General features: G+C 55.5%; 16 protein-coding genes and 1 tRNA gene. 7 read left to right on the plus strand and 10 right to left on the minus strand.

The annotated features are described in order from the left end of the window. Positions 1-395: 395 nt before the first annotated feature. Positions 396-2,597 (minus strand): hypothetical protein, encoded by a 2,202-nt coding sequence (locus F0Q04_RS00660; protein WP_182343979.1) that lies wholly within the window; start codon positions 2,595-2,597, stop codon positions 396-398. A 300-nt stretch (positions 2,598-2,897) separates the two neighbouring features. Next, positions 2,898-3,731 carry a hypothetical protein gene (locus F0Q04_RS00665; protein ID WP_021027132.1) on the minus strand — a complete coding sequence of 278 codons (834 nt, stop codon included), beginning with the start codon at positions 3,729-3,731 and terminating at the stop codon, positions 2,898-2,900. A gap of 319 nt (positions 3,732-4,050) precedes the next feature. Here F0Q04_RS00665 and F0Q04_RS00670 point away from each other — a divergent pair, with 319 nt between their 5' ends. Next, positions 4,051-4,314 (plus strand): helix-turn-helix domain-containing protein, encoded by a 264-nt coding sequence (locus tag F0Q04_RS00670; RefSeq protein WP_021027136.1) that lies wholly within the window; start codon positions 4,051-4,053, stop codon positions 4,312-4,314. 759 nt (positions 4,315-5,073) lie between these two features. Here the strand turns inward: F0Q04_RS00670 and F0Q04_RS23905 are convergent. The 4 genes from F0Q04_RS23905 to F0Q04_RS00690 form a co-directional block, all read right to left on the minus strand. After that, positions 5,074-6,225, minus strand: coding sequence for a phage capsid protein (locus F0Q04_RS23905; RefSeq protein ID WP_232539468.1), 1,152 nt, complete (start codon positions 6,223-6,225; stop codon positions 5,074-5,076). Positions 6,226-6,360: 135 nt separating this feature from the next. Then, positions 6,361-7,374 carry a YqaJ viral recombinase family protein gene (locus tag F0Q04_RS00680; RefSeq protein ID WP_182343981.1) on the minus strand — a complete coding sequence of 338 codons (1,014 nt, stop codon included), beginning with the start codon at positions 7,372-7,374 and terminating at the stop codon, positions 6,361-6,363. A 231-nt stretch (positions 7,375-7,605) separates the two neighbouring features. After that, entirely contained in the window at positions 7,606-8,601 is a 996-nt protein-coding gene (locus tag F0Q04_RS00685; RefSeq protein WP_182343983.1) for a DUF932 domain-containing protein, read from the minus strand. A 15-nt stretch (positions 8,602-8,616) separates the two neighbouring features. Beyond that, positions 8,617-8,940 carry a hypothetical protein gene (locus F0Q04_RS00690; protein WP_182343985.1) on the minus strand — a complete coding sequence of 108 codons (324 nt, stop codon included), beginning with the start codon at positions 8,938-8,940 and terminating at the stop codon, positions 8,617-8,619. A gap of 432 nt (positions 8,941-9,372) precedes the next feature. On the opposite strand from F0Q04_RS00690, the gene F0Q04_RS24280 reads away from it, so the two are divergent. From F0Q04_RS24280 to F0Q04_RS24285, 3 genes are all read left to right on the plus strand, one after another. Beyond that, positions 9,373-9,549 carry a helix-turn-helix transcriptional regulator gene (locus F0Q04_RS24280; RefSeq protein ID WP_373604922.1) on the plus strand — a complete coding sequence of 59 codons (177 nt, stop codon included), beginning with the start codon at positions 9,373-9,375 and terminating at the stop codon, positions 9,547-9,549. A gap of 207 nt (positions 9,550-9,756) precedes the next feature. Further along, positions 9,757-11,361, plus strand: a complete 1,605-nt coding sequence (locus F0Q04_RS00700) for a YfjI family protein (protein WP_182343987.1) — start codon at positions 9,757-9,759, stop codon at positions 11,359-11,361. Positions 11,362-11,840: 479 nt separating this feature from the next. After that, positions 11,841-12,494 carry an inovirus Gp2 family protein gene (locus F0Q04_RS24285; RefSeq protein WP_043340216.1) on the plus strand — a complete coding sequence of 218 codons (654 nt, stop codon included), beginning with the start codon at positions 11,841-11,843 and terminating at the stop codon, positions 12,492-12,494. 60 nt (positions 12,495-12,554) lie between these two features. Here the strand turns inward: F0Q04_RS24285 and F0Q04_RS00710 are convergent, their stop codons facing one another. From F0Q04_RS00710 to F0Q04_RS00725, 4 genes are all read right to left on the minus strand, one after another. Continuing rightward, positions 12,555-13,514, minus strand: a complete 960-nt coding sequence (locus tag F0Q04_RS00710; protein ID WP_182343989.1) for a hypothetical protein — start codon at positions 13,512-13,514, stop codon at positions 12,555-12,557. A 79-nt stretch (positions 13,515-13,593) separates the two neighbouring features. Then, a complete protein-coding gene (locus F0Q04_RS00715; RefSeq protein WP_182343992.1) occupies positions 13,594-14,835 on the minus strand; it encodes a tyrosine-type recombinase/integrase in 1,242 nt (413 codons plus the stop codon). 163 nt (positions 14,836-14,998) lie between these two features. Next, positions 14,999-15,074: transfer RNA gene (locus F0Q04_RS00720), tRNA-Arg, on the minus strand. A gap of 114 nt (positions 15,075-15,188) precedes the next feature. Then, a complete protein-coding gene (locus F0Q04_RS00725) occupies positions 15,189-15,824 on the minus strand; it encodes a TetR family transcriptional regulator (RefSeq protein ID WP_116926847.1) in 636 nt (211 codons plus the stop codon). A gap of 221 nt (positions 15,825-16,045) precedes the next feature. On the opposite strand from F0Q04_RS00725, the gene F0Q04_RS00730 reads away from it, so the two are divergent. The 3 genes from F0Q04_RS00730 to F0Q04_RS00740 are packed head-to-tail and all read left to right on the plus strand — an operon-like array spanning position 16,046 to position 22,040. Continuing rightward, positions 16,046-17,374 (plus strand): efflux RND transporter periplasmic adaptor subunit, encoded by a 1,329-nt coding sequence (locus F0Q04_RS00730; RefSeq protein WP_420093969.1) that lies wholly within the window; start codon positions 16,046-16,048, stop codon positions 17,372-17,374. Between the two features lie 15 nt (positions 17,375-17,389). Further along, entirely contained in the window at positions 17,390-20,608 is a 3,219-nt protein-coding gene (locus F0Q04_RS00735; RefSeq protein ID WP_116926846.1) for an efflux RND transporter permease subunit, read from the plus strand. Then, a complete protein-coding gene (locus F0Q04_RS00740) occupies positions 20,601-22,040 on the plus strand; it encodes an efflux transporter outer membrane subunit (protein WP_182343994.1) in 1,440 nt (479 codons plus the stop codon). Before F0Q04_RS00735 ends, F0Q04_RS00740 begins: the two co-directional genes overlap by 8 nt. Positions 22,041-22,229: the final 189 nt, after the last annotated feature.

Consider the following 22,229-nt stretch of genomic DNA (forward strand, 5'->3'; position numbering starts at 1 on the left):
AAGCGAGGCCGCGAGACCGATTAGTCGAGGCCTCGAAGGCAATGGTCAACTGGGTTCGACATGAGCCTGGAGAGGTAAACGGGATCGGCCGTTCATGCTGGCACATGCCTGTACCGCGATCAAGTGACGGGTGGTGGATACGAAGCCGCCGGCAGGTGCCCGCGGCCATCAATGACCGGTTCCCGTGCATGCTGCCGGTCAGGCGTTGGCCTGAGAATGACTCAGATCAGCCTGAACCAGACTTCAGCCTACAAGGTTGAGTTCACAAGTGATTGTGGCCAACGCCTGGCAAAGCTCGAACGGCAGTGATCAGCTACAAAGCTGTCATCTCCACATGCATAAGGATCAGGCGTCTTTGACTCAGTCGGGCCGACTCAGCTGCGCACAATACATCTTCAAAGGCTCCCTTCCCATACGGCAGCCGTCTCAATTACCTCGACAAGTCGCGCAGCAGAAAAGCCATCCGGATATAGAGTGTCATCTTTGTAGGGTTTCTCATAATCATCAGGCGGGTGAGCACGGTCGGCATGACCGGCAAATAGCCCATGAGGTTGATTTAGCAGCATCCTTTCATCTCGCAGCGCAATCAGTACCTCTTCCAGAGATATCTTGAGGAAACCTCGGAAAAGTTGGTGATCCCATTCGGTTGAGGTATCAACGATCCAAGCTATGACCGTGGGCTGGCCGTTCTTAAGACCGAGCGCATTCATTAACTCCATGTCTTGCCCAAGTGCCCGCTGGACAACAGGCACTTTTCTGCTCAACTGCAGCCCAGCCTTTCGAAGCGTAGAAGTTCGATGCGCCCAAGCCTCCTTTATAGAGCGGCGTTGGTAGGTTGATTTGAGTTCCAAGATGAGTACATGACCGTCTCGAGCACAAATTAAATCAATTTCTCCCGCATTGGCATCCTCTGCAACCTCATACCCAACAAGCACCTGAAACCCGCGTTTTCGAAACAGTGCTCCCAGCCGCTCTTCAATTCGACGTGTCTCTTCCTTGGTTTCATTTCGCCGAGAGCCCAACCGCCGTAGGTTATTGATTACAGCCGCAGAGTTATTTTGTACAGCCATCATCCACGGCAACTGAAGCGAGAGCCGCCCCATCTTGAAAATAGGCCGCTCTTGCCAGCGGGGCCGCAATGCCATCTCACCGGCGCGCAACTGCTTCGCCATGGCAGCCCAGTCACATGTCATGAAGTCCAAGATTGTCTCGGCAGCTGGTGAGGAGCCACTCGGTTGCTTTGCCGTAGCCGTCCAAGGCTTAATGCGCTCAACTTTGGCCGTTCTATCCGACCATGTGAGTGGGAAGCGATTTTGCAAGTCTGGCTGAAGCAAACCACTAAATGCCAGCCGTCCCAAAGCGAGAAAAGAATTTCCGGTCTCGGAAAGGGACTGCTGATATGGCCGGAGGTAGTCTTCAATGAAAAAGGCTGTCATCAGTTCGATGGTCATCAGCACATGAAAGACCATTGCAGATGAGCCAGTGTCTGTTCGGACCTGCTCGGCCATGCCATAGACTTCTTGCAAGCGAAGCCATGTGCCCATCGCCTTGGCCAGAGCCTGAAGATTGGCTTCAAGGTTTGCAGGGCTTACACGGGCTAGCAGATCCGGAGCGTTCAGGAGGGCATCCATCCCCCGGTACAACCAGTACTGGTGTAAAAGGTCGAACTTCTTGCCATCACGACGCCACGCCGCTATGGCATCGGCATCCACTTCGACGATCTCTAGGTGATCTCCACATCGTTCAAACCGAATAGAGTCGTCATAGCTGAAGGCGTCAGCAGATCTATGCACAAATGCATTCAGTTCGACCTGTGCGCCAAGCAATGTAAGAAATGCCTGATAACAATCGTGTCGTGGCCTATCCGCAGACGGGAATAGAAATGGAATCAGATGCTGCCGCAATGATGAAGCGAGTGATGTTTCGCTCAATTGCAGGTCCGACTCATCGCAGCTGGCGAGTTTCCAGGCCAATATGTCGTCAATGGCATCCCATGCCTCTTGAACATCGGGCAAATTTGGTCGCGACCGACCATCAAGCAAATTTGGTATTTGGTGCTCAAAGGCGAACAGGCTGGCATAGATCAGCAAATCTAAAGGAGCGAGCTCACGCAAGGGGTTGCGTAGACGCGCCACTTCATCAAGCCGAACTTGGTGAGCTTCGCGGAATATGAGAAACACGCGCGTCAGTTCAGCGAGCGCCTCATGCTGATCCGCATCCAGCTTGCTGATCTCCAACCAACGCGGAGAGTCCTGTCGCATCACGAGGTCAGAATGGCGGGTAGCCCACATCAGCACATCGGGAGCGATGGCGGCAACCCGCGCCACAAGCTCGGGACAGGCAACTCGATCTTGCGCTAAGTATTGCGTTAAAGCTAAGCGAAGGGGCTCTTGGCTCCAAACATCAGCGGGTAAAGCCTTCAGGAACTCGGAGCTCCAGAGGGCTGTGTGTCGATCTCTACCACTCCACCTTTTCTTGCCCTGACCCATCGGCTTTCCGTCAAGAAATGCCATCGCTGCTTCGTCCGCTGCTGCTGAGATCGTCAAGCCTTTTTCGCGGGCTGCTGAGAACAATGTGTCGTAGTAGTGCTGGTTCATCACCTAATGCTATCTTGGCTTAGATCGCCGCTGTGAATCGAAAAACCCATTCTAGGCAGACATTGGACTGTTTTGTCCACGGGAAGATTTCTGCAGAAGCCTCGGATCAATGACTGCTCTGCGTATCAGCAGTCACGGGTACTTCAGAGTTGACTCACTGCAATCAGCCTTAAGCTGGCATCGAGATTGAAATGTGGTCGAAATGGTTTCTAGACGCCTCCTCTTCACACCACCCCTACGGGGTGAGTTTTCAAAATAAATATTTCTCAGCAATTTTGATTCGTCTGACGGATGTCAGAGTCACCGCCCGAGCACCCCCAGAAAAGACGCCATACCGATCCCTTGCATGTAGTCCAAAATTTTGCTCTCCTGTGCTTGCGAAGCAAGGCCAAGCATGCGATGCGGCTGGTTGTACTTCATCAGCGTTTGCTCCTGTCCCTTGACATCTTTAGCTTGTATCTCACCATATGTGATCACCGGCTGCCCTTCGGCATTAACTATCCACTGGAAGATTTCTGATGTGCCTTGGTACACAGGATGCCGTGCCATTGCTTCCTTTCTCAGAAGCTCTGTGTCATTCCGCTTTTGAGCGGTTAGGATGTCGTCTTCAGCGCTTTGTAGTTTTCGTTTTGCTTCGCGCCGACTTACCTCTAAACCCCTTTCATATTCTTCGATTTCGAACCGAAGGCCCATGATCTGGTCCCGTTGCAAAGATCGCTGCTCAGGTAGCGCTTGGATCCGCTCAATTGCTCGCTGCGCGCGTTCGATCAGATTTCTTTCATACGGAAAATCTTCTTCAATTCGCTTCGCCGCGCTTTCGCGATCTCTCATAGCGCTGACGACAGATTGTTCTGCAGCCTTCGTGATGCGCTGCAGATAGTCCTCTCTCATTTCTTTCTGAAAGTCTTCACCATCGATGATGGTGCATTTGTACTGCACCACCACGCGGCTCTTCCCATCCTTGAAACTATCCCAATCGATACTTTTACAAAGGGGCCGCTTGCCCAGACCGTTGGCAACTGTCGTGGTGCGAGCACCGTCGATATAGCTGGACTTGACGATGTCAACGGGGCCCTTGCTGCAAGCAGAAAGAGCGATAGCGGAGCAAGCCACAACGAGGGTGAGATTTTTCATAGGTATGTGAAAGGTGAATGGGGCCACTGCCGCGGACCATGAAGCGAAGCCTTAGAGAGACTTCCAAGGGAAATAGCTGGCACGGATGAGGCTCATCCAGTCTCCCACGCACTGCGATAGGTCACTGTCGAGCCGAGCGGCATCGCATTGCCAGGCGCGGGCGTGATGCGGTAGGCGCACCCAAGCGCATGCGCGCACTCCTTTTCTTGGTATTCAGTACTCGGAGATGCCCCGCTGATGCCGGATTGGGTTTCTTTCCGCATTAATATGTGAAGCAAACTCCGTAGATGTAAATGTATCAGAAACCGATGCTAGGAGGGTGTCTGCCAAACCCACTCCTCCCACTCATCTTCCCGATCCCGACAACCTGCGCGATGTTTTTGCGTACTGGGTGCGTCTCAAACGGGTCGAGAAAGGCTGGTCGCAGGAGCGACTGGCACTGGAATGCGAATTGGACAGGACGTACGTATCAGCCGTGGAGCGATCGCGCTGGAATGTGTCGCTGGCCAATATCGAGCGCATTGCGCAAGCGCTGGACGTGAAGGCCTGGACATTGATCAAGCCGCCGGAGACGCACCGGTAGCACCGGCATTGCCATAGCCGCAGAAGAAAAAAAGAATCAGAAAGGATGGACCCGGCGCTAGCCGGGTTCATCCTTTTCTCTTCTCACGTCGCATGTTGCGAATGCTTGGGCACGATGGTCACAACCTCCACACACCGGCCTTGCAATCGCGCTCCGTCCACAGAGCAGAGAATGCATTGCCCAAGTGCGCCCCATAAGACACGAGCGCCAAACCCGCTACCCCACGGCGCGCTCCACGCGTGACTGGCAACCAGTGCGGCCCTGATGGTATGCCTGGGTCGGGATAAGCTACCCTCTACCGTTGCAGGCAACTCCATCATCTCCACACCCACCACCCAGACCCAGCAGACGGTGTCCTCCAACGTGCCACATTGCCTGCGATGCAATACCAGCTTGAGCAATGCACAACCACCATGCTCCAGAATTACTCCCAGACAATTCATCGACTCGGTTCCGGTGGCCGTGGCGCTCCGGATCTCACATACCGGAAACAGCTCTTTCCACCCACGACGGTCATCTTTGGGTGTGCTCAATGACGGAGAGACAGCAATGCTGCGAAGAGGTCGTTGCGTCATCACTGCCGCACAGCGCCTCAAGCACCATTCCAGGCCTCCCGGATTCGATACGCTGCCGCGATCCGTATCTGGAAACATGTAGCTCCAGCGCCTGCGCCCCGACGGGCTTGTCACCCGATACTCCCATGGTCCTTCAAACCGGATGCCATACATGTAGCGGTGGATGAGCCCCTTGCCCGCAGAGTCAGCCATGCTGCTTGCTCCTCCCCCTCTCGGGTTGATGCATCTCCTGCATATGCATCCCCTGCCCCGTGGACTCTGTTGCCTGCGGATAGAACTCTTGCACGATCTCTGTCGCCTCCTGCTCCAGTTCCTCAAACAGCCCCAGCGCATAACCATCTCTCGCAGCTTGCTCCAGCGCTTGCTGGTCGTAGCCCACCTTCTGCGCATATTCCGCAGCCTGCGCTGCCTGGCTGATGGCTGCGTCAAGCGGCATTCCATTGCGGATACCGAGGTCCACGTAGTAGATCGGAGTGCGGTGCGACATGGCCGTGGATTTGGCGCGCAAGCGCAGCTCCAGTGGGAGATATGCCAGCAATCCGCCACTGGCCGCCTGCAGGTACTGCATGCGGGTCATCAGAGTGCGCAGGGAGTTGATCCCGGTGGTACGCAGCACAAAGGTGCTCATGGCGTCGGCCTGGTTGTCCGGGTGGTCAATGCGCATGTGGAAGCGTCCAAACGGCTTGCACCCGCCTTCAATGGCCAGGGCACACAGATCCGGGCCTTCGCAGGGGTGTGCCTCAATGCCCTTGGCGGTCGTGCGTTTGCAGGTGCGTTTGCAGGTCTGCCCATCTCCCACACAGAGGGGCCGCGCCGTGGCTCGGTCGAACAGGGTGTAGTTGGCCCGCAGGTTCAGTGCTGGGTCGTTGAAGAGAACGCGGATAGGGATGCTGCGCAGCTTAGGTTTGGCAGTATGGGCATAGGTTGGCGCATTGCCATCGGCTGGATTGACAGCCTCCGTCATCGCCTTCTGCGCCGGGTTGGTGCCTTGCTCGCCATCTCCATTTGTGGTCTGAGAAGGATTTGCTGCCCTGGCCCGCCTGGCGAGCTTGTCCTGCAAGGTCTGCTTCGGTTGTTGCGCTACACCTTCGAACTCTGGCGGCAGTGTCTGCAACTCCGTCACCTCCACGCCTGTTGTCATCAATGCACGGTCGGCGATCTCCGCGCGCAGGATGGCATCCATGGGGTGTAGTACCCAGCCCCTGCGGCTTTGGACCTGGGTGGTGATGGTGAATTCGTCATCTTTCTCCGGCAATCGCTTGCCATTGCGCTCGATGACCTTGCCGATGGAGATGCGCCCTACCACAGGGGGCGTCATCATCAGTCCTTTGATCATGGTGTTTCTCCAGAAATGCAAAAGCCCCTTGCTCCAGTGAAGAAGCAAGGGGCTGATGGGTTGAATTGCTGACCGCTGATTGGCGATCGGATATTGGTGGCCAGTGATTACGGGGTGTTGAGCTGAACTGCAAGCTCAGCCCGATTCCTGCAGCAGGAATCGCCGTGATCCGGCTTTGACGCTCGTATAGGCCTTGGCCAGCTCCGGATGGACTTTCTCGAATGCAGCAGTGTTGAAGGCCTTGCCGTCCTTGGAACGCTTCCAGCTCACCGAGCTACCAGGGAAGGTCGCGTACGAGGCCACACCCATGCGCTGCTGGATCTGGTGTTTCAGCAATGCTTCCTGGACCTCCCAGTCCTGCAGGAGCTTGCGAACATGAAGCAGCTTGGCAAATGCATGGCAAGCACTCTCGTCCTCGGACAGATCGACGGTGTCGCCACTGTCCTGCGAGTACAGGCTGCGCAGCGCAACTGCCGTGCTGTCCGACGCATCTGCGTCTGGCGCCTGTCCAGTCTCAACTCGTTCCCAGAACTGCGCCTCCAAGGCCATCAATTGGGTGATCATGGTCTCGTCCCGCTCGATGCGGTGGATTTGCAACTCCTGCCCGCAGATCAGGACGGCCACATCGGCGGCCTGCTTGCCTGTCACGGCCAGTTGGTGCATGACCTGCAGCTGGATGTATTCCGGAACGCCATCTCTCCAGAGCTTGGCACCGTTGATGCCTGCAGTCTTGCATTCCAAGATCTGGACATCAGAAGCTCCCACCACTTCCCGGTCGATGTTGGCGAGCATCCAGGGAACCTGGGGGTGGCCCAGTACGGCATTGACCCGGCGCACCTTGTTGCCGGTGCGCTTGGTGTAGTGGGCGGCGACAATGGGTTCGAGCAAGGTGCCCCAGTACATGGGGCTGGTCTCGTCGTTGGGATCCACGGTCGGCAGGAGGTGGCCCTTGCCTGTCTTGTGCATCCACAACTCCAGTTGGGACTGATAAGGGTTCAATCCCACGGAAGCTGCAGCATCGGAGCCGCCGATGCCTTGGCGGCGCACGTCCAGCCAGGTCTCGCGCGGCATGTCCCGAGTGGAAACGAGGCGCAGTGCGGGGCGTCTTGCCTGTGAGGCTGATACAGGGTTAAAAACAGGTGTCGACATGGTGCCTCCAATGAAATGGGTGAAGAAATAGACAAAGAAACAGACAAGGAAAGACCAATGCAGGCGATTGCCTTCCTTCTCCAGTCCCCTGCCCACAAAATCTCGAAAGCACAAAGCCCTCACCGCAGTGGTGAGGGCCTATGACGTCGAGAGGCTTTGAATGAGAAAGGAAGGGACAGAGGGAGAAGGCCTAGGGCCGAAAGGCGAAAGGCGCGCCACAAGCCGGTGGATTCAGGCCACCAGTTGCAAGGCGTGTTCCAGTGCACGCTGCTTGACGGCAGCCCCCACACCGAACCAGGCACTGTCCAGGCGGTTGTCCTGGCTGCGAGCCCGGCGTTCATGGTCCACATACTCGGTGATGGAACAGAGCAAACCCCAGGCTGTGCCCTGGGCTGCGGACAAGGTGGCGCCGCGCCCATGGCCGTCAAAGAGCATTTGCGCCTTCTGCAAGGCCCGCTCATTGGTCAAACCCGTGGACTGCCCTGCTCCGCCGATACCGGGTTTGTCTGATGCGCACAGCACCTTCAGGAAGAAGTTCATGGCCTCGTGGCTCTTGACCTTGCGTTCTGCCAGGGTGCGCATCTGGTACATGAAGGAATCCCACTGGCCCACGGCAATACCCAATTGACGTTTGACGGCCTGGGCATCAAAGCGGGTGGAGTGGGAGACCTTCACGGCATTGGTCGCTCCCTGCAAGGCAATCGCCAGGGTGTTGTTGCAAACTACCCGCACGGTGGTGGGCATGGCGACCGTGGCCAGGGTGCCATCACAGGAAGTCGCCAAGAGCAGGTAGCCATGTACGACATCATCGCCTTTGAGGGCAACTGATTTGCCAGTCCGGGCCAAGGCCCAGAACTTGCGACCTGCCTTGAGCACACCGGCCGTCTCCAGTTCATAACCAGCAAGCTCCGTGAGATCCCGGTAGAACTCCAGCACATCCCGGGGTTGCACCACCTGGTAGCGGTTGCTGACCACTGACAGGGGTGCCTTGGTGTCACTGCGGTAGAGCACCTTCTGGTCGGGGAACTCCATGGGCTCGGCGTACATGGCAGAAGACGCTTCCGAGCTGTCAGCTGCCAGATAGCGCACCGGCGTTTCGAGGATCTGCCACTGCATGCCTGCGGCTTGAGCCCAGACATCGAGGGATTGCTTGCGAGGCAGGTGGCTGCCCAGTTGGTGCCAGGGGGTCTGACCTGCGTAGGCCATGGTTTCGACGAGATGGGACATGGTGATCTCCTTGCATCAAGCCTTGAACGAATTGCCGCAGCTCAGGCATTCGTAGTTGTCCAAATAGGTCTCATCGATCTGCTCGCCAATGCGGCCTCCGACTTCGTGACCGACGGTGCCGCCGACAACACCACCGATGATGGCGCCGAGCAAGGAGCCGAGGACGCCACCTACGGGGCCGGCCACAAACCCGACAGATGCACCAGCAGTGGCGCCTTGCATGGCTCCAGCGATACCCGTGGCTGTACCAGCGGCAGAACCGACACGCTGGCCTAACTCCTTGGCGACGCTCTTGGCGCGGACGTTCAATGAATGGCAATGGGGACAATGGATAGACATAGAAACTCCTGACGTAAAGAAAAGCGCCCCGGGCTCGAAAGCCAGGGGCGCTGAATAGATAGAAGAGAGAAGTGAAATCAATGCGGAACAGCTCGCTTCGCAGCAAACCGTTCCTGCATCACATCAGGGATATATGACTGAAGAGATTTGGGATCAGAGGAGCAGGGCTATTTCTTTAAACACGCTAGCCAGCAATGGCTCGCTTAGAGAACAGGCAAACCGAACGCTCCTAAAAAATGAGTAGAAAGTTCATATACGGCAAGCTACAGCGCAGAAAGATACGTGATACACGGTACCTCATCAATTTTTTATTGATACACGTGTTCCCCTGTGCTGCAGATGAATCCCGATACTCCGTTTCGTCAACAACCACTAACGGAGTTCAAAGTGAACCAATTTTCCCCAAATGAGCGCCCTTTCCGCGTTGTGCGCATGCAAAAAGTCAAGGAAATGACGGGACTTGCACACAGCACGCTTTTCGCAAAATATGACCCAACGAGCCCATGCTTTGATCCTACGTTTCCCAAACGTGTCCGGCTAGGTTTGCGCTCCGTAGGTTGGATTGAATCGGAAGTGGTGGACTGGGTTCAAAACTCCCGTGTCCACTAATGCGCCTATGCCTCATCGCTGCTGATCTATTTCTTGGCTAGAAATAGGTCACTGCCAACCTCAGCAATAGCATCTAGCGCACGTTCAGTTGTAAATAAACCAGCCACCCTTAATTTTCCACTCCAAATAGAAATGCACCCGATGACTCCTATGAGAATCGGGTGCAATGGGGGTTTTTATCCATTTATTTCCAAAAAGGCCAGAATCATGAAAAGCTACACAATCTCAAACAATGCCTCCCAAATAAGCATAGATACTTCTACTGTTTATATTGACGAGCCTGAGAAAATTATCAACTCGCTTGCTTCATTCAAACAAGCCATTCATGCCGTTCAATCCGAAATCCAGTCTCCGGTAGGCATGGTCTTTGGCTCAGCACTTTCCATGGCGGCTAGCTGCACTCAAGGCCTATTCGATGTCGCCTGTCCAGGCGGTGGCCGTAGCCCTACAAGCTTGTTCATTCTCACGATCGCCGAATCTGGTGAGCGCAAGACGTCTACGGATGCGAAGTTCATGCGCATTGTTTCCGATTTTGAGCAAGAGAAAAATGATGGTATTTGCTTAGAGCCTGCAGCGCATAAGGTTGAATACGACGTGTGGAAGTCCCAACGCAAGGCTTACCAAAAACTGCTCGACAGTGCAGTTGATCAGGGCAATGAAGCATCAATCTTGAACCACAAAACCAAGCTGCTCGCACACTATGAAAAGGAACCACGAACTACTCCAGCGCTTCGCATTATTTTTGAGGACACCACCATGTCGGCTCTACTGGAGAGCCTTGCTAATACCTCTCCCAATGCAGTTCTTAACTCCAGCGAAGGAGGAATTCTTTTTGAGAGGGCAAATTTGGGCTTTCTTCTTCGTGCCAATAAGGTGTGGGATGGTGGAGATGTCTTTGTAGACCGATCCTCAAAGCCAAGCTATACCGTGCGAAATGCACGCTTGACCATCTCCGCCATGATCCAGAAAAAAACATTTGAACATGCCCTCAAACGCAAAGAAAGTGGTGCACGCTCTTCTGGCTTTTTTGCCCGATTCCTCGTCACCGAGCCTGATTCGACACAGGGCACGCGTTTTAGTAATTTTGCACCTACTCAAGAGTCTCAGAAAACCAAAAACCAAGAGTACATTGACTGGCTCCGAAACCGAGCACTTGAGCTGCTGCATGAATCCCTGGAGACCGATGGTCAACCTAGAAAACTAGTTCACTTCTCACCTGCTGCTGCCAAAGTCTGGAAGAATTTCTATAACGAAGTTGAGTCAGCCCTCGCTCAAAACGGGGTTCTTTCAGACATCAAAGATTTTGCATCAAAGATTTCCAACAATATGTCCCGCATTGCTGCCGTATTGCATTGCTTCTGTGGTTTAAAGGGCGATATCAGTGCCGAGACTGCGCAGTTTTCTGCTGATCTTTGTAAGGTTTACATTGCAGAATTCAAGAAGCTATTCGGATTCAAAGATCCGATAGCAATCGCCCACTCGAATGCTACAAGGGTATACGAATTTCTTTGCAAAAATCACCAAAAATGGAAATATTACGGATTTCCAAAATCATGGCTACTTCGCCACGGACCATACGGCTGTCGCTCAAGCATTGAGCTTGATACTGCTTTGGGAATTTTGGAGAGTAAAAATTTAGTGCGTGTAGAAAGGCAACACGGTGGACGTAGCAGCTGTAGTGTCATTCTCAACACCACGGGTTTCAATGGACAGATCTCAATCCCAAAGTTGAGTCCCCCAATGGAAGATGTCTGGAATAGTTTGCTCCAGAGTAAGACTCCCAACATTTCCCTGATCCAACTTCGCATCTGAGTTCACAAAGTGGCTGCTACACCTGCTACGTAGCAGGTGTAGCAGCCTTTTGCATTTGATAGAGCGATTCCCAAGCACGTCTATTGCTGAAGGATAGAAAAATTATAAAGACAGGAATCAGCATCATCTAGGATGTTTGTTTTACCGAGTGGATTTTAAAATGAAAATTCCACTTTATGGATGTACCCAGCAAGAATACCTATCACTATTAGTGACTTCACCCCAAGCAACAGTGTATGTTTAAGTATTATTAATAAATAAAATATTAATAAACAAGATCAAACTCAACTAACGAGATCAGTAAACAATCAACTCAATCGCATCAAAGGAGTGGTGAAATCAACTAAGCCAGTGAGCTCCTAGTGATTGGCACATCTACTCCCCAGCTGAACCCATCCAGTATAAGAAAATGAGAAAAAAATATTGAGATTTATAGAAAGCTTCGAAGGGTATGTCCTAATAACCGCAAGATACAACTCATGAAGCGTAATCCACTCAACACAAATCACCATCTGCATCATGAACCTTTCTATCAAGGACATGAAGTGCAAATCAATCATGGGCCATTAATTAAGGAAAATCTTGCGCGATCACTAAATTGCTTCGAAAAAGCATTAAGCAAATATCCTCGCGTATGCTCGATGCGATTCGATCTGCACATTCCCGACAACTATTTTTCAGCAGGATTAAATGACAATGACTTAATCAATAAATTCTTTTCATCTTTGCGCTCTCAAATCCAGAGCTCTCAAAGTAGAAGTCGGAAGTTGGGCAATCGCGTGCATGACACGGACGTACGATATACATGGGGTCGAGAAGTAAGTAGTACCGGAAGGGTTCACTACCATATAAACCTTCTATTGAATAACGATGCATATGCCCATATCGGGAAGTTCAATCTAGATAACGACAACATGTATAGCCGTATTCATAAAGCCTGGGCAAGTGCCTTAGGTGTTGTGATGAATGATCTGGTGGGATTGATTCACATTCCCCAAAATCCCACGTATTTGATCACAAAGGATGACGCTCAGTCTTTCGATGAAGCCTTCTTTCGATCCAGTTATTTGTGCAAGTTGGAAACCAAGGAGTTTGGGCACGGCTTCCACACTTTCGGATGCAGTAGGATATAGCAGCATTTAGACATAGAAGCACTACTTTTCACGCCAGCAGTGTTTTTCATTTGGTGGCTTTTAGTGCTTTAAGTTAATGAATTGCGATACTGCATTTCTATAAGCATCATCACTTTTCAGATATTTTTTAAAATTTCTATCAATATGCTCAATATCAAAATACTGCTGATCTACGTTGCTTTCCTGCATTAAATGATAGCGAATTTGAAAATCATTTTTAACTTCTCTTATTGCAGATGATATTGTTTTAAACCTCTCTCCGCGATGTTCATATTTCTCTGCCAGAAGCTCCAACAACACCTCTTTTACTTCTGCTTTATAATACAATCTTTCGGATTTTTTAGATTTGCGCTCAACAGTCTCCGCCTTGATTTTATTTTGTTCAAAATAGTGAGCTAGAGCATGCATCTTACCAATATTTATATACATATATCTCAGCAACACAAAGTAGTCTTCTTCGCAAATAAACCAAATTTTCTTTTTCTTTTTTTGTTTTTTATCGTCCTCTTTCTTTTCAGCTTCTTTTTCTTCTTTTGTTTTTTCGTCCTCAACTCCATTCAGGGAATCACCGAGGGTAAAGTAAGCTCGATAAAAACACTTTCTGTAGTAACGTATAAGCTCCAGCATCTCTCTGCATATACGCACTGCGTAGGACTTGGTTAAACAAAAATCCCTGAATACTCCGGACTCAAGCAAAAATTGAGATGTACGGATTCGCTCTATAAGAGCCATGCGGTCATCTTCAGAAAAAAAGACATTCAATTCTTTCTCTGTAAAGACTTGCAGTTCCATTAACTCAATACAAAGACTATTTACTTGATGTTTAATTTTAATTAATTTGTCATAGGGATCCGATGCATAGGGGTCCGCATTTTTTATGTTATCACCGTGAGAACTGACATCTGTATGGTTTACCTCTTCAATCTCGGCGCAGTATTCGACAACAGGGTCCAATGTAGCCTTCCCGATAACATCCGGCCGAGGCGATACAAGGCTTTCTATTGGAGGTTTGAAATTCATTTTTTACAGTATTATAAAGTTGATATTTCAATCAATTCATCGAAATAGCAAATCCTGGCCACAATGCAAATTCATACATCTATGCTGTCTTTAATGGTACTAGTTCAGCACCTTGCTTTAGGTGATTAAGATAATCTGCCCATTCACCCATCATCCGACGACGTTGATCCATGAATTCGGCGCGATCGTAAGCAGCTCCCAAAGGGCCAGATTTTCCATGCGCAAGTTGGGCCTCAATCACATCGGCATGGATGCCTGGTAAGCGCTCGATCATCATCGTACGAGCCATCGCTCGAAAGCCATGGGCGGTCATCTCTTCTCCACTGTATCCAAGGCGGCGCAACGCTGCGTTGATGGTCATATCTGACATAGGTCGCCCTTCACCCCTTGTCGAGGGGAACACAAACGTCCGGTACCCAGTGAGCGGCTGAATTTCTCGAAGAATCTCCACCGCCTGCGGAGCTAACGGAACAAAGTGAGGCCTTCCATTGAGCTTTTGCACTACCGTGCGCTTCATCGATGCCGATGGAATGGTAAGCATCCCAGCCTCAAGATTGATCCAGCTCCACTCCATTTTGCGGATATTCGCAGGCCGCTGAAACAGTAACGCAGACAGTTGCAGTGCCGCTTTGGTGATCGGCTGACCGCTGTAGCTATCAAAAGCACGCAAGAGTTCGCCCACCTTCAAAGGCTCCAACACAGCAGGCATATGCTTGACGACAACTGGCTCCAGAGCCCCTTGTAGGTCAGGCATAGGGTTTCGCTCACAACGTCCCGTCTGAATGCCGTAGCGAAACACCTGTCCAGAATTCTGGCTCAGCGTATGGGCAGCATCTCGATTTCCCCGACGTTCTACCTTGCGAAGAGCATTCAACATCAGTGGGGCAGTGATGTCGATGAGTTGCATGCTACCCACATAGGGGAATATGTCTTTCTCTAGCCCACGTAGCCACTTGATGGCGTACTTTTCGCTCCACCCACCTTTTTTTACTCCATGGTACTCACGCGCCACTGCCTCAAAGGTGCTTTCGCCCGCCACAGCCCTCGCGGCTTTCTCCGCCTGCTTAGCAATGCTCGGATCAATGCTTTCCGCTAGCTTGATTCTTGCATCGTCTCGCCGACGTCTAGCTTGTGCGAGTGTGACCGCTGGATAGACACCAAGCGCCAATGTCTTTTGCTTACCGCCAAACCGGTAAGCCATGCGCCAATACTTGCCAGCGGCCATGATGTGCAAATACAAGCCCCCGCCATCGCTGTGCTTATCCCCTGCAGGCTTGCCGGAGTGCTTGGCCTGTTTCACGAAGGTGTCTGTGAGCGGCATTGTTGGTATGTGTCGTTGTTGGTATGAGAGATACCAGCAAAAATACCAACTTTGTCGCTAGATGTCCATAGACAAGGCAAGAGTACATTGGACAAAAAAAACCCGCAATGCTTGTAAACATGCGGGCTTGAGAGATTTCCTTGGACTACCTTGGATAGCAAAGTGGTGCGGCTGGCGGGGATCGAACCCACGACCCTTGGCTTCGGAGGCCAATACTCTATCCACTGAGCTACAGCCGCACAAGCTGCAGACGCCAGGCGCTGCAGATCAACCCGCAGATTATGGCATGGCTTGGATGCCCTGGCCGTTCAGTTGTCGCGCGGCATCGCACCTGTTGCCGGCACCACCAGCCTTCAGGCACCCGCAGGCAGCTTGCCGGGGCCAAAGCCCAGGCCTGCCAGATAGGCTTCGACCGCTTTTTCACCCATGCTGCGCAGCGGAAAGTTGCCTTCATTGAGCACCCAGCCATGGATCAGCCCCACAAACAGGGAGTGCAAGCCCAGCGCCGCCTCCTGGGGCGTCATCTGCATCTGCACCCGGTCCCGGCTGGCGGCCTCTTCCAGATCCGCGGCAAATTTGCGCTGCGAGCAGGCAAAACTCTCGACATGGCCTTCGCGCACACTCTCTAGCTCACCGACGTATTCGAGCTTGAACAGCGCCGTGTCAAATACCTTGCGGCGGCGTTCATCCCCATCCATACTGTCGAACACCGCATAGATGGACCGGCGAATGCGGTCCAGCGGTGCGAGGTCACCGTATTTGTCATCACAAATTTCCTCGAAGGGCATGCAAATGCGATCGAGCATCGATGAAAACACATCGACCTTGTCTTTGAAGTGCCAGTACACCGCCCCGCGGGTCGCACCTGCCCGCTGGGCGATTTCGTTGAGTGAGGCGCGCGCAACGCCTTTCTCAAAGAACACCTGTTCTGCCGCATCCAGCAGCTTGATGCGGGTCTCATCTGCCTCTGCTTTGGTACGTCGGGCCATCGCGTGTATTCCGTTCTTGCAAGCACATGACCCCTGTTTGTCAACCCAAAGGCCATGCGTTATTTATCAAATTTCGACAATTATACATTTGCGCATGTATGTATAATCGCGCAGCAATTTCATGGGAATTGAGGATCATCCGCGCCCGGATGTGAGACAAGCCCTAGAGGAACCTCCGGGTTCTCCATCTTTACCATTTCTCATCTACCGAAGGGACTTTCATGCAGCAGATGTATGAAGCAAACCAATCTACCGGGAACCGCCCAGCCGCTACCAGCCCACGCCGCAAAACCGGCGTGCTGGCCCTGACGCTGGTCGCTGCCCTGGTCTTGACCGCCTGCGGCAACAAGAAAGACGAACACGCAGCCCCACAAGGAGGCGCGCCCAAGCCGCCTGAGGTCAGCGTTCTGACGGTGAAGCTGGAGAGCATTCCCGTGGTCTCCGACCTGCCCGGTCGCCTGGAGCCCGTGCGGGTGGCCCAGGTCGGCGCGCGCGTAGCGGGCATCTTGCAAAAGCGTCTGTTCACCGAAGGCTCGGACGTCAAGGCCGGCCAGGTGCTGTTCCAGATCGATAATGCGCCCTACCGGGCCAACTTGGAAAGCGCACAGGCGACTCTGGCCCAGGCCCAGGCTACGCTGGCCCAGGCGGCATCCACCGCCCGCCGCTACAAGCCCCTGGTGGAAGCCAACGCCATCAGCAAGCAGGAATACGACGTTGCCGTCGCCAACGAAAAGGCCGCACAGGCCCAGGTCGCGGCCGGCAAAGCTGCAGTCACCAATGCCAACATCAACCTGGGCTATGCCTCGGTGACGGCTCCGATCTCCGGCCGCATTGGCCGCTCTTTGGTGACCGAAGGCGCGCTGGTGGGCCAAAGCGGTGTGACCGAACTGGCCGTGATTCAGCAGATCAACCCGCTGTATGTGAACGTGACGCAGTCGTCGTCCGACATCCTGCGCATGCGGGAGGCGCTCAAGTCCGGCAAGCTGGCCAAGGCCGGTGACAACGCCGCCAAGGTCATCGTCTACACCGACGACGGCAAGCCCTATGCCCACCCCGGCAAGCTGCTGTTCACCGATCTGACGGTGGACCCTGCCACCGGCCAGGTGAGTGTGCGCGCCGAGCTGCCCAACCCCGAAAACCTGCTGCTGCCGGGCATGTATGTGCGTGTGCACATCCAGGAAGCCCAAGTGGAAAACGCCGTGCTGGTGCCCCAGCAGGCCGTCACCCGCAATGAAAAGGGCAACACCGTGATGGTCGTCGCTGCCGATGGCTCGGTCAGCCCACGGCCGGTGCAGATCAGCCAGTCCAAGGGCACGAACTGGGTGGTCAGCGAAGGCCTCAAGGCGGGCGACCAGGTCATGGTCGATGGCTTCATCAAGCTGGGCATGGGCGCGACACACGTCACGCCGGTGCCATGGAAGAACCCGAGCGACAAGGCGGCAGCGCCAGCGGCTCCCGCAGCCGGGGCAGCGCCCCAGGCTGAGGCACCCGCTGCGGACAAGCCCGCCGCCTCGCCAGAAGCTGCAGGCAACACCGCCGCCAGCAAATAAACAGGACACAGCGGAATGTCAAAGTTCTTTATTCACAGACCGATTTTTGCCTGGGTGATCGCGATCTTCGTGGTCCTCGCAGGTATCGTGTCCATTACCCGACTGCCGGTGGCGCAGTTCCCGAGTGTGGCGCCGCCCACCATCACGGTGACGGCGACCTACCCTGGCGCAACCGCGCAAACCCTGACTGACTCGGTGCTGCAACTGATCGAGCGGGAAATCAACGGCGCCGAAGGCCTGATGTACATGTCGTCGTCCGCCTCTGCCACCGGCAGCGGCGAGTTGACCGTGACCTTCGAGCCCGGCACCAACCCCGACCTGGCCCAGGTGGATGTGCAAAACCGGCTGGCCCGCGCCACGCCACGCCTGCCCAGCATCGTGCAATCGCTGGGGGTGCGTGTCGACAAGTCGATGAGCAACTTCCTGATGATTCTGACTTTCCAGTCGGACACCGGGGAGACCTCGCGTGACGAAATCTCCGATTACGTCAACCGCAATGTGGTGCCGGAAATCCAGCGCCTGAACGGCGTGGGCAAGGCCCAGCTGTTTGCGGCCGGCCGCGCGATGCGCGTCTGGGTCGATCCTGCCAAGCTGCAGGGCTACAACATGTCGATCGCGCAGATCAATGCCGCCATTGCCGCGCAGAACCAGCAGATCTCGGGCGGCGCGCTGGGCGATACGCCGAGCCTGCCAGGCACCATGATGAACGCCACGATCGTCGTGCCAGGTCAGCTCTCCACGCCCGAAGAGTTTGGCGAGGTGGTGCTGCGCTCCAACTCGGACGGCTCGACCGTGCGCCTCAAGGACGTGGCCCGCGTGGAGCTGGGCTCCGAGAGCTATGCCACCAACTCGCGCCTGGATGGCAAGCCCGCCGTGGCTCTGGCCGTGCAGCTGACCTCGACCGCAAACGCGATGGCCACCGCCAAAGAGGTCTACAGCAAGATGGACGAGCTCGAACCCTTCCTGCCAGCCGGCGTGAAGTGGGCCGCGCCGTATGACACCTCCAAGTTCGTCAAGATCTCGATTGAAAAAGTGCTGCACACCTTGCTCGAAGCCATCGTGCTGGTGTTCATCGTGATGCTGATCTTCCTGCAGAACATCCGCTACACCTTGATCCCGACCATCGTCGTGCCCATTGCGCTGCTCGGGGCCTTTGCGGTGATGTACAGCGTGGGGCTGACCATCAACATTCTGTCGATGTTCGCGATGGTGCTGGTGATCGGTATCGTCGTGGACGATGCGATCGTGGTGGTCGAGAACGTCGAGCGGATCATGTCCGAAGAGGGTTTATCGCCCAAGGAGGCGACGATCAAGGCCATGGGCCAGATCCAGGGCGCCGTGGTCGGTATTACCGTGATTCTGGTGACCGTGTTCATCCCGCTGGCCATGTTCTCGGGCGCGACCGGCAATATCTACCGCCAGTTCTCGCTGGTGATGGCGATCTCGATCTTCTTCTCGGGCTTCTTCGCGCTGACCCTGACGCCTGCGCTGTGCGCCACCATGCTCAAGCCCATTCCCAAGGGCCATGCGCATGACAAGAAGACCGGCCTGCTGGGCCCCTTCTACAACTGGTTCAACCGCATGTTCGGCAAGGCCACCAAGGGCTACCAGAAGACCCTGGTCGGCGTCGTCAAGCGCACTTTCATGGCCTTCCTGGTCTATGCAGCGGTGATCGTCGGTGTGGTGTTTGGCTTCAAGGCGCTGCCCACCGCGTTCCTGCCGGTGGAAGACCAGGGCTATGTGATCTCCTTGGTGCAGCTGCCCCCAGGTGCCACCCAGGAGCGCACCAGCGAGACCATGAAGCAGCTCGAAGACTTTGCCCTGGCGCAACCTGAGACGGCCAACATCGTGAGCATTCTGGGCTTCAGTTTTGCCGGTCAAGCGCAGAACATGGGTCTGGCCTTCACGGTGTTCAAGGACTGGTCAGAGCGCACCGCGCCGGGCTCGGATGCCTCGTCGTTCGCCGGCCGTGCCATGGGCGCGATGATGAGCCTGCGCGATGGTTTCATCTACACCCTGGTGCCGCCGTCGATCTCCGAGCTGGGCAACAGCGATGGCTTTACCTTCCGTCTGCAGGACCGGGGCAACCATGGTCACGCCGAGCTGCTCAAGGCCCGCAATGACCTGATCGCCAAGGCCAGCAAGAGCCCGATTCTGACGGGTATGCGCTTTGACGGTGTGGACGATGCGCCGCAATGGCAGGTCGATATCAACCGCAATGCGGTGTATGCGCAAAAGGTCAGCATGGGCGATATCGCCACCACCTTGTCGACAGCACTGGGCTCGAGCAACTCGACCGACTTCCCGAACAAGGGCTATATGCAGCGCGTGACCATCCAGGCCGACGCCGCCACCCGCATGCAGCCCGAGGACGTGCTGAAGCTGACCGTGCCCAATGCGGACGGCAAGCTGGTCGAGCTCTCAACTCTGGTGACGGCCAAGTGGATCACCGGCCCGATGCAGATGTCGCGCTACAACGGCTATCCGTCGATGAGCATCACCGGCCAGGCCAAGCCCGGCTACACCACCGGTGACGCGATGGCAGAGATGGAAAAGCTCTCGGCCGAGCTGCCCCAAGGCTTTGGCTATGAGTGGACCGGCCAGTCGCTGGACGAAAAGAAAGCCGGCTCGTCGGCGATGATCCTGTACGCGTTCTCGATCCTGGCGGTCTTCCTCTGCCTGGCAGCGCTGTATGAGAGCTGGAGCATTCCGCTGGCCGTGCTGCTGGTGGTGCCGCTCGGTGTGTTGGGCGCCGTTGCCGGTATGCACCTGCGTGGCATGCCCAACGACATCTACTTCCAGGTGGCGCTGATCACCGTGATCGGCTTGTCTGCGAAGAACGCCATCTTGATTGTGGAGTTCGCCAAGGACCTGCACGACCAGGGCATGAGTGCGCTCGATGCGGCGCTCGAAGCCGGTCACCTGCGTTTCCGCCCGATCCTGATGACCTCGCTCGCGTTCATCCTGGGTGTGGTGCCGCTGTACATCGCCTCGGGCGCCAGCGCCGTGAGCCAGCACGAGATCGGCACCGGCGTGTTCTGGGGCATGATCATCGGCACCTTCCTGGCCGTGTTCCTGGTGCCGGTGTTCTTTGTCGAGGTCTTCCGTCTGTTCGGCCGCAAGGGCGAGCAGAACCAGGGACCGCAAGGCAGCCCGCCCGCGCCGCATTCGCCTGACCGCGGACATGACGCCGTTCTGTCTGCCAATGTGGGGAAAGGAACCCACCATGAATAAGAAACTGATCCCAACCGTTTTGGCTGCAGCGCTGCTGGCCTCGGGCTGCTCGCTGATTCCCTCACTGGACAAGCCCGCCAGCCCGGTGGCGGCGCAGTACCCGGTGGCCACGGAAGAGACGCAGCAGGCCGCTGCCGATATTCCCTGGCAGAACTTCTTCACCGATACGCGCCTGCAGCAGCTGATCCAGACCGCGCTGGACAACAACCGTGACCTGCGCGTGGCGGTGCTCAACATCGCCCAGGCCCGTGCGCTCTACCAGATCCAGGACGCCCAGCGCTTTCCGGAAGTGGGCGTCTCGGGTGCGGCCTCGCGCCAGCGCAGCCAGATCACTGGCGGCTATGCGAATGCCTTCAGCGTAGGTGTCGGCATCCAGAGCTGGGAGATTGACTTCTTTGGCCGCATCAGCAGCCTCAAGGAGCAGGCTCTCGCCCAGTACCTGGCCACCGAAGAAGGCCGCAAGTCGGCCCAGATCAGCCTGGTGGCCTCGGTTGCCAATGCCTGGCTGACCCTGCAGGCCGACGAGGAGCTGATCGACATCTCGCGCCGCACCTTGGAGACGCGTGAGGAATCGATCAAGCTGTCCAAGCTGCGCCTCGATGCCGGTGTGGCCTCGGAGCTGGACTACCGCCAGGCCCAGTCGCTGACGGAAAACGCCAAGGCCACCTTGGCCCAGCAACTGCGCCAGCGCGCGCTGGACGTCAACGCCCTGACCTTGCTGCTGGGCCAGACGCCACCGGCCGAGCTGCTGCCCAGCCTGCAGGGCAAGCGCCTGACCGATCTGCCGGTGATGGCCGATGTACCAGCGGGCCTGCCCTCGGACCTGATGCTGCGCCGCCCCGACCTGCGCCAGGCCGAGCAGACCATGATCGCCGCCAATGCCAACATTGGCGCGGCGCGTGCGCTGTTCTACCCGGCGATCTCGCTGACGGCCAGCGCCGGCTTTGCCAGCTCCGAGCTGTCCGACCTGTTCGACTCCAAGTCCAAGGGCTTCACGATCGCGCCTTCGCTGTACCTGCCGATCTTCAATGCCGGCCGCAACCAGGCCAACCTGGAAGTGGCGCAGGTGCAGACCCAGATTGCGGCTGCGCAGTATGAGAAGGCCATCCAGACGGCGTTCCGCGAAGTGTCGGATGCCCTCGTCAGCCGCCAGACGCTGTCCGACCAGCTGCAGTCGCAGCAAGCCCAGGTCGAGGCCGAGTCGGCACGCCTGAAGCTGTCGGACCTGCGCTACAAGAATGGCGTGGCCAGCTACCTGGACCTGCTCGATGCGCAGCGCTCGCTGTTCACCTTGCAGCAAGCCGTGGTGCAAGTGCGCCTGACCCAGCTGCAAAACCAGGTCGGCCTGTACAAGGCACTGGGTGGCGGCTGGACCGATCCGGCACCGGCCGACACTGTCGCACAGGCGGCCCCGACTGCTGGCAAACCATAGGTTCCTGCCCGCGACTGCGGCCCCACAATGGCTTGCCAGACCTGCTGGCAAGCCATTTTTTTATGCGCGCGCGGTGCAACTGTGGTTGTTTACCTGCAGGTATTTGCCCGGAGGCCCTGCCAAAAAACCCGTCGATATAATGATTTTGGCCTCTGCACGATGAACAACAAGCCCACAGAGAATTTGAGG

Source organism: Comamonas koreensis (assembly GCF_014076495.1).
Classification (GTDB): Bacteria; Pseudomonadota; Gammaproteobacteria; order Burkholderiales; family Burkholderiaceae_C; genus Comamonas; species Comamonas squillarum.

What these genes read in the sequence shown, in the direction of transcription:
- F0Q04_RS00660 (WP_182343979.1), bottom strand. Translation starts at nt 2,597, where the DNA reads ATGAACCAGCACTACTACGACACATTGTTCTCAGCAGCCCGCGAAAAA.
- F0Q04_RS00665 (WP_021027132.1), bottom strand. Translation starts at nt 3,731, where the DNA reads ATGAAAAATCTCACCCTCGTTGTGGCTTGCTCCGCTATCGCTCTTTCT.
- F0Q04_RS23905 (WP_232539468.1), bottom strand. Translation starts at nt 6,225, where the DNA reads ATGATCAAAGGACTGATGATGACGCCCCCTGTGGTAGGGCGCATCTCC.
- F0Q04_RS00680 (WP_182343981.1), bottom strand. Translation starts at nt 7,374, where the DNA reads ATGTCGACACCTGTTTTTAACCCTGTATCAGCCTCACAGGCAAGACGC.
- F0Q04_RS00685 (WP_182343983.1), bottom strand. Translation starts at nt 8,601, where the DNA reads ATGTCCCATCTCGTCGAAACCATGGCCTACGCAGGTCAGACCCCCTGG.
- F0Q04_RS00690 (WP_182343985.1), bottom strand. Translation starts at nt 8,940, where the DNA reads ATGTCTATCCATTGTCCCCATTGCCATTCATTGAACGTCCGCGCCAAG.
- F0Q04_RS24280 (WP_373604922.1), top strand. Translation starts at nt 9,373, where the DNA reads ATGCAAAAAGTCAAGGAAATGACGGGACTTGCACACAGCACGCTTTTC.
- F0Q04_RS00700 (WP_182343987.1), top strand. Translation starts at nt 9,757, where the DNA reads ATGAAAAGCTACACAATCTCAAACAATGCCTCCCAAATAAGCATAGAT.
- F0Q04_RS24285 (WP_043340216.1), top strand. Translation starts at nt 11,841, where the DNA reads ATGAAGCGTAATCCACTCAACACAAATCACCATCTGCATCATGAACCT.
- F0Q04_RS00710 (WP_182343989.1), bottom strand. Translation starts at nt 13,514, where the DNA reads ATGAATTTCAAACCTCCAATAGAAAGCCTTGTATCGCCTCGGCCGGAT.
- F0Q04_RS00715 (WP_182343992.1), bottom strand. Translation starts at nt 14,835, where the DNA reads ATGCCGCTCACAGACACCTTCGTGAAACAGGCCAAGCACTCCGGCAAG.
- F0Q04_RS00725 (WP_116926847.1), bottom strand. Translation starts at nt 15,824, where the DNA reads ATGGCCCGACGTACCAAAGCAGAGGCAGATGAGACCCGCATCAAGCTG.
- F0Q04_RS00730 (WP_420093969.1), top strand. Translation starts at nt 16,046, where the DNA reads ATGCAGCAGATGTATGAAGCAAACCAATCTACCGGGAACCGCCCAGCC.
- F0Q04_RS00735 (WP_116926846.1), top strand. Translation starts at nt 17,390, where the DNA reads ATGTCAAAGTTCTTTATTCACAGACCGATTTTTGCCTGGGTGATCGCG.
- F0Q04_RS00740 (WP_182343994.1), top strand. Translation starts at nt 20,601, where the DNA reads ATGAATAAGAAACTGATCCCAACCGTTTTGGCTGCAGCGCTGCTGGCC.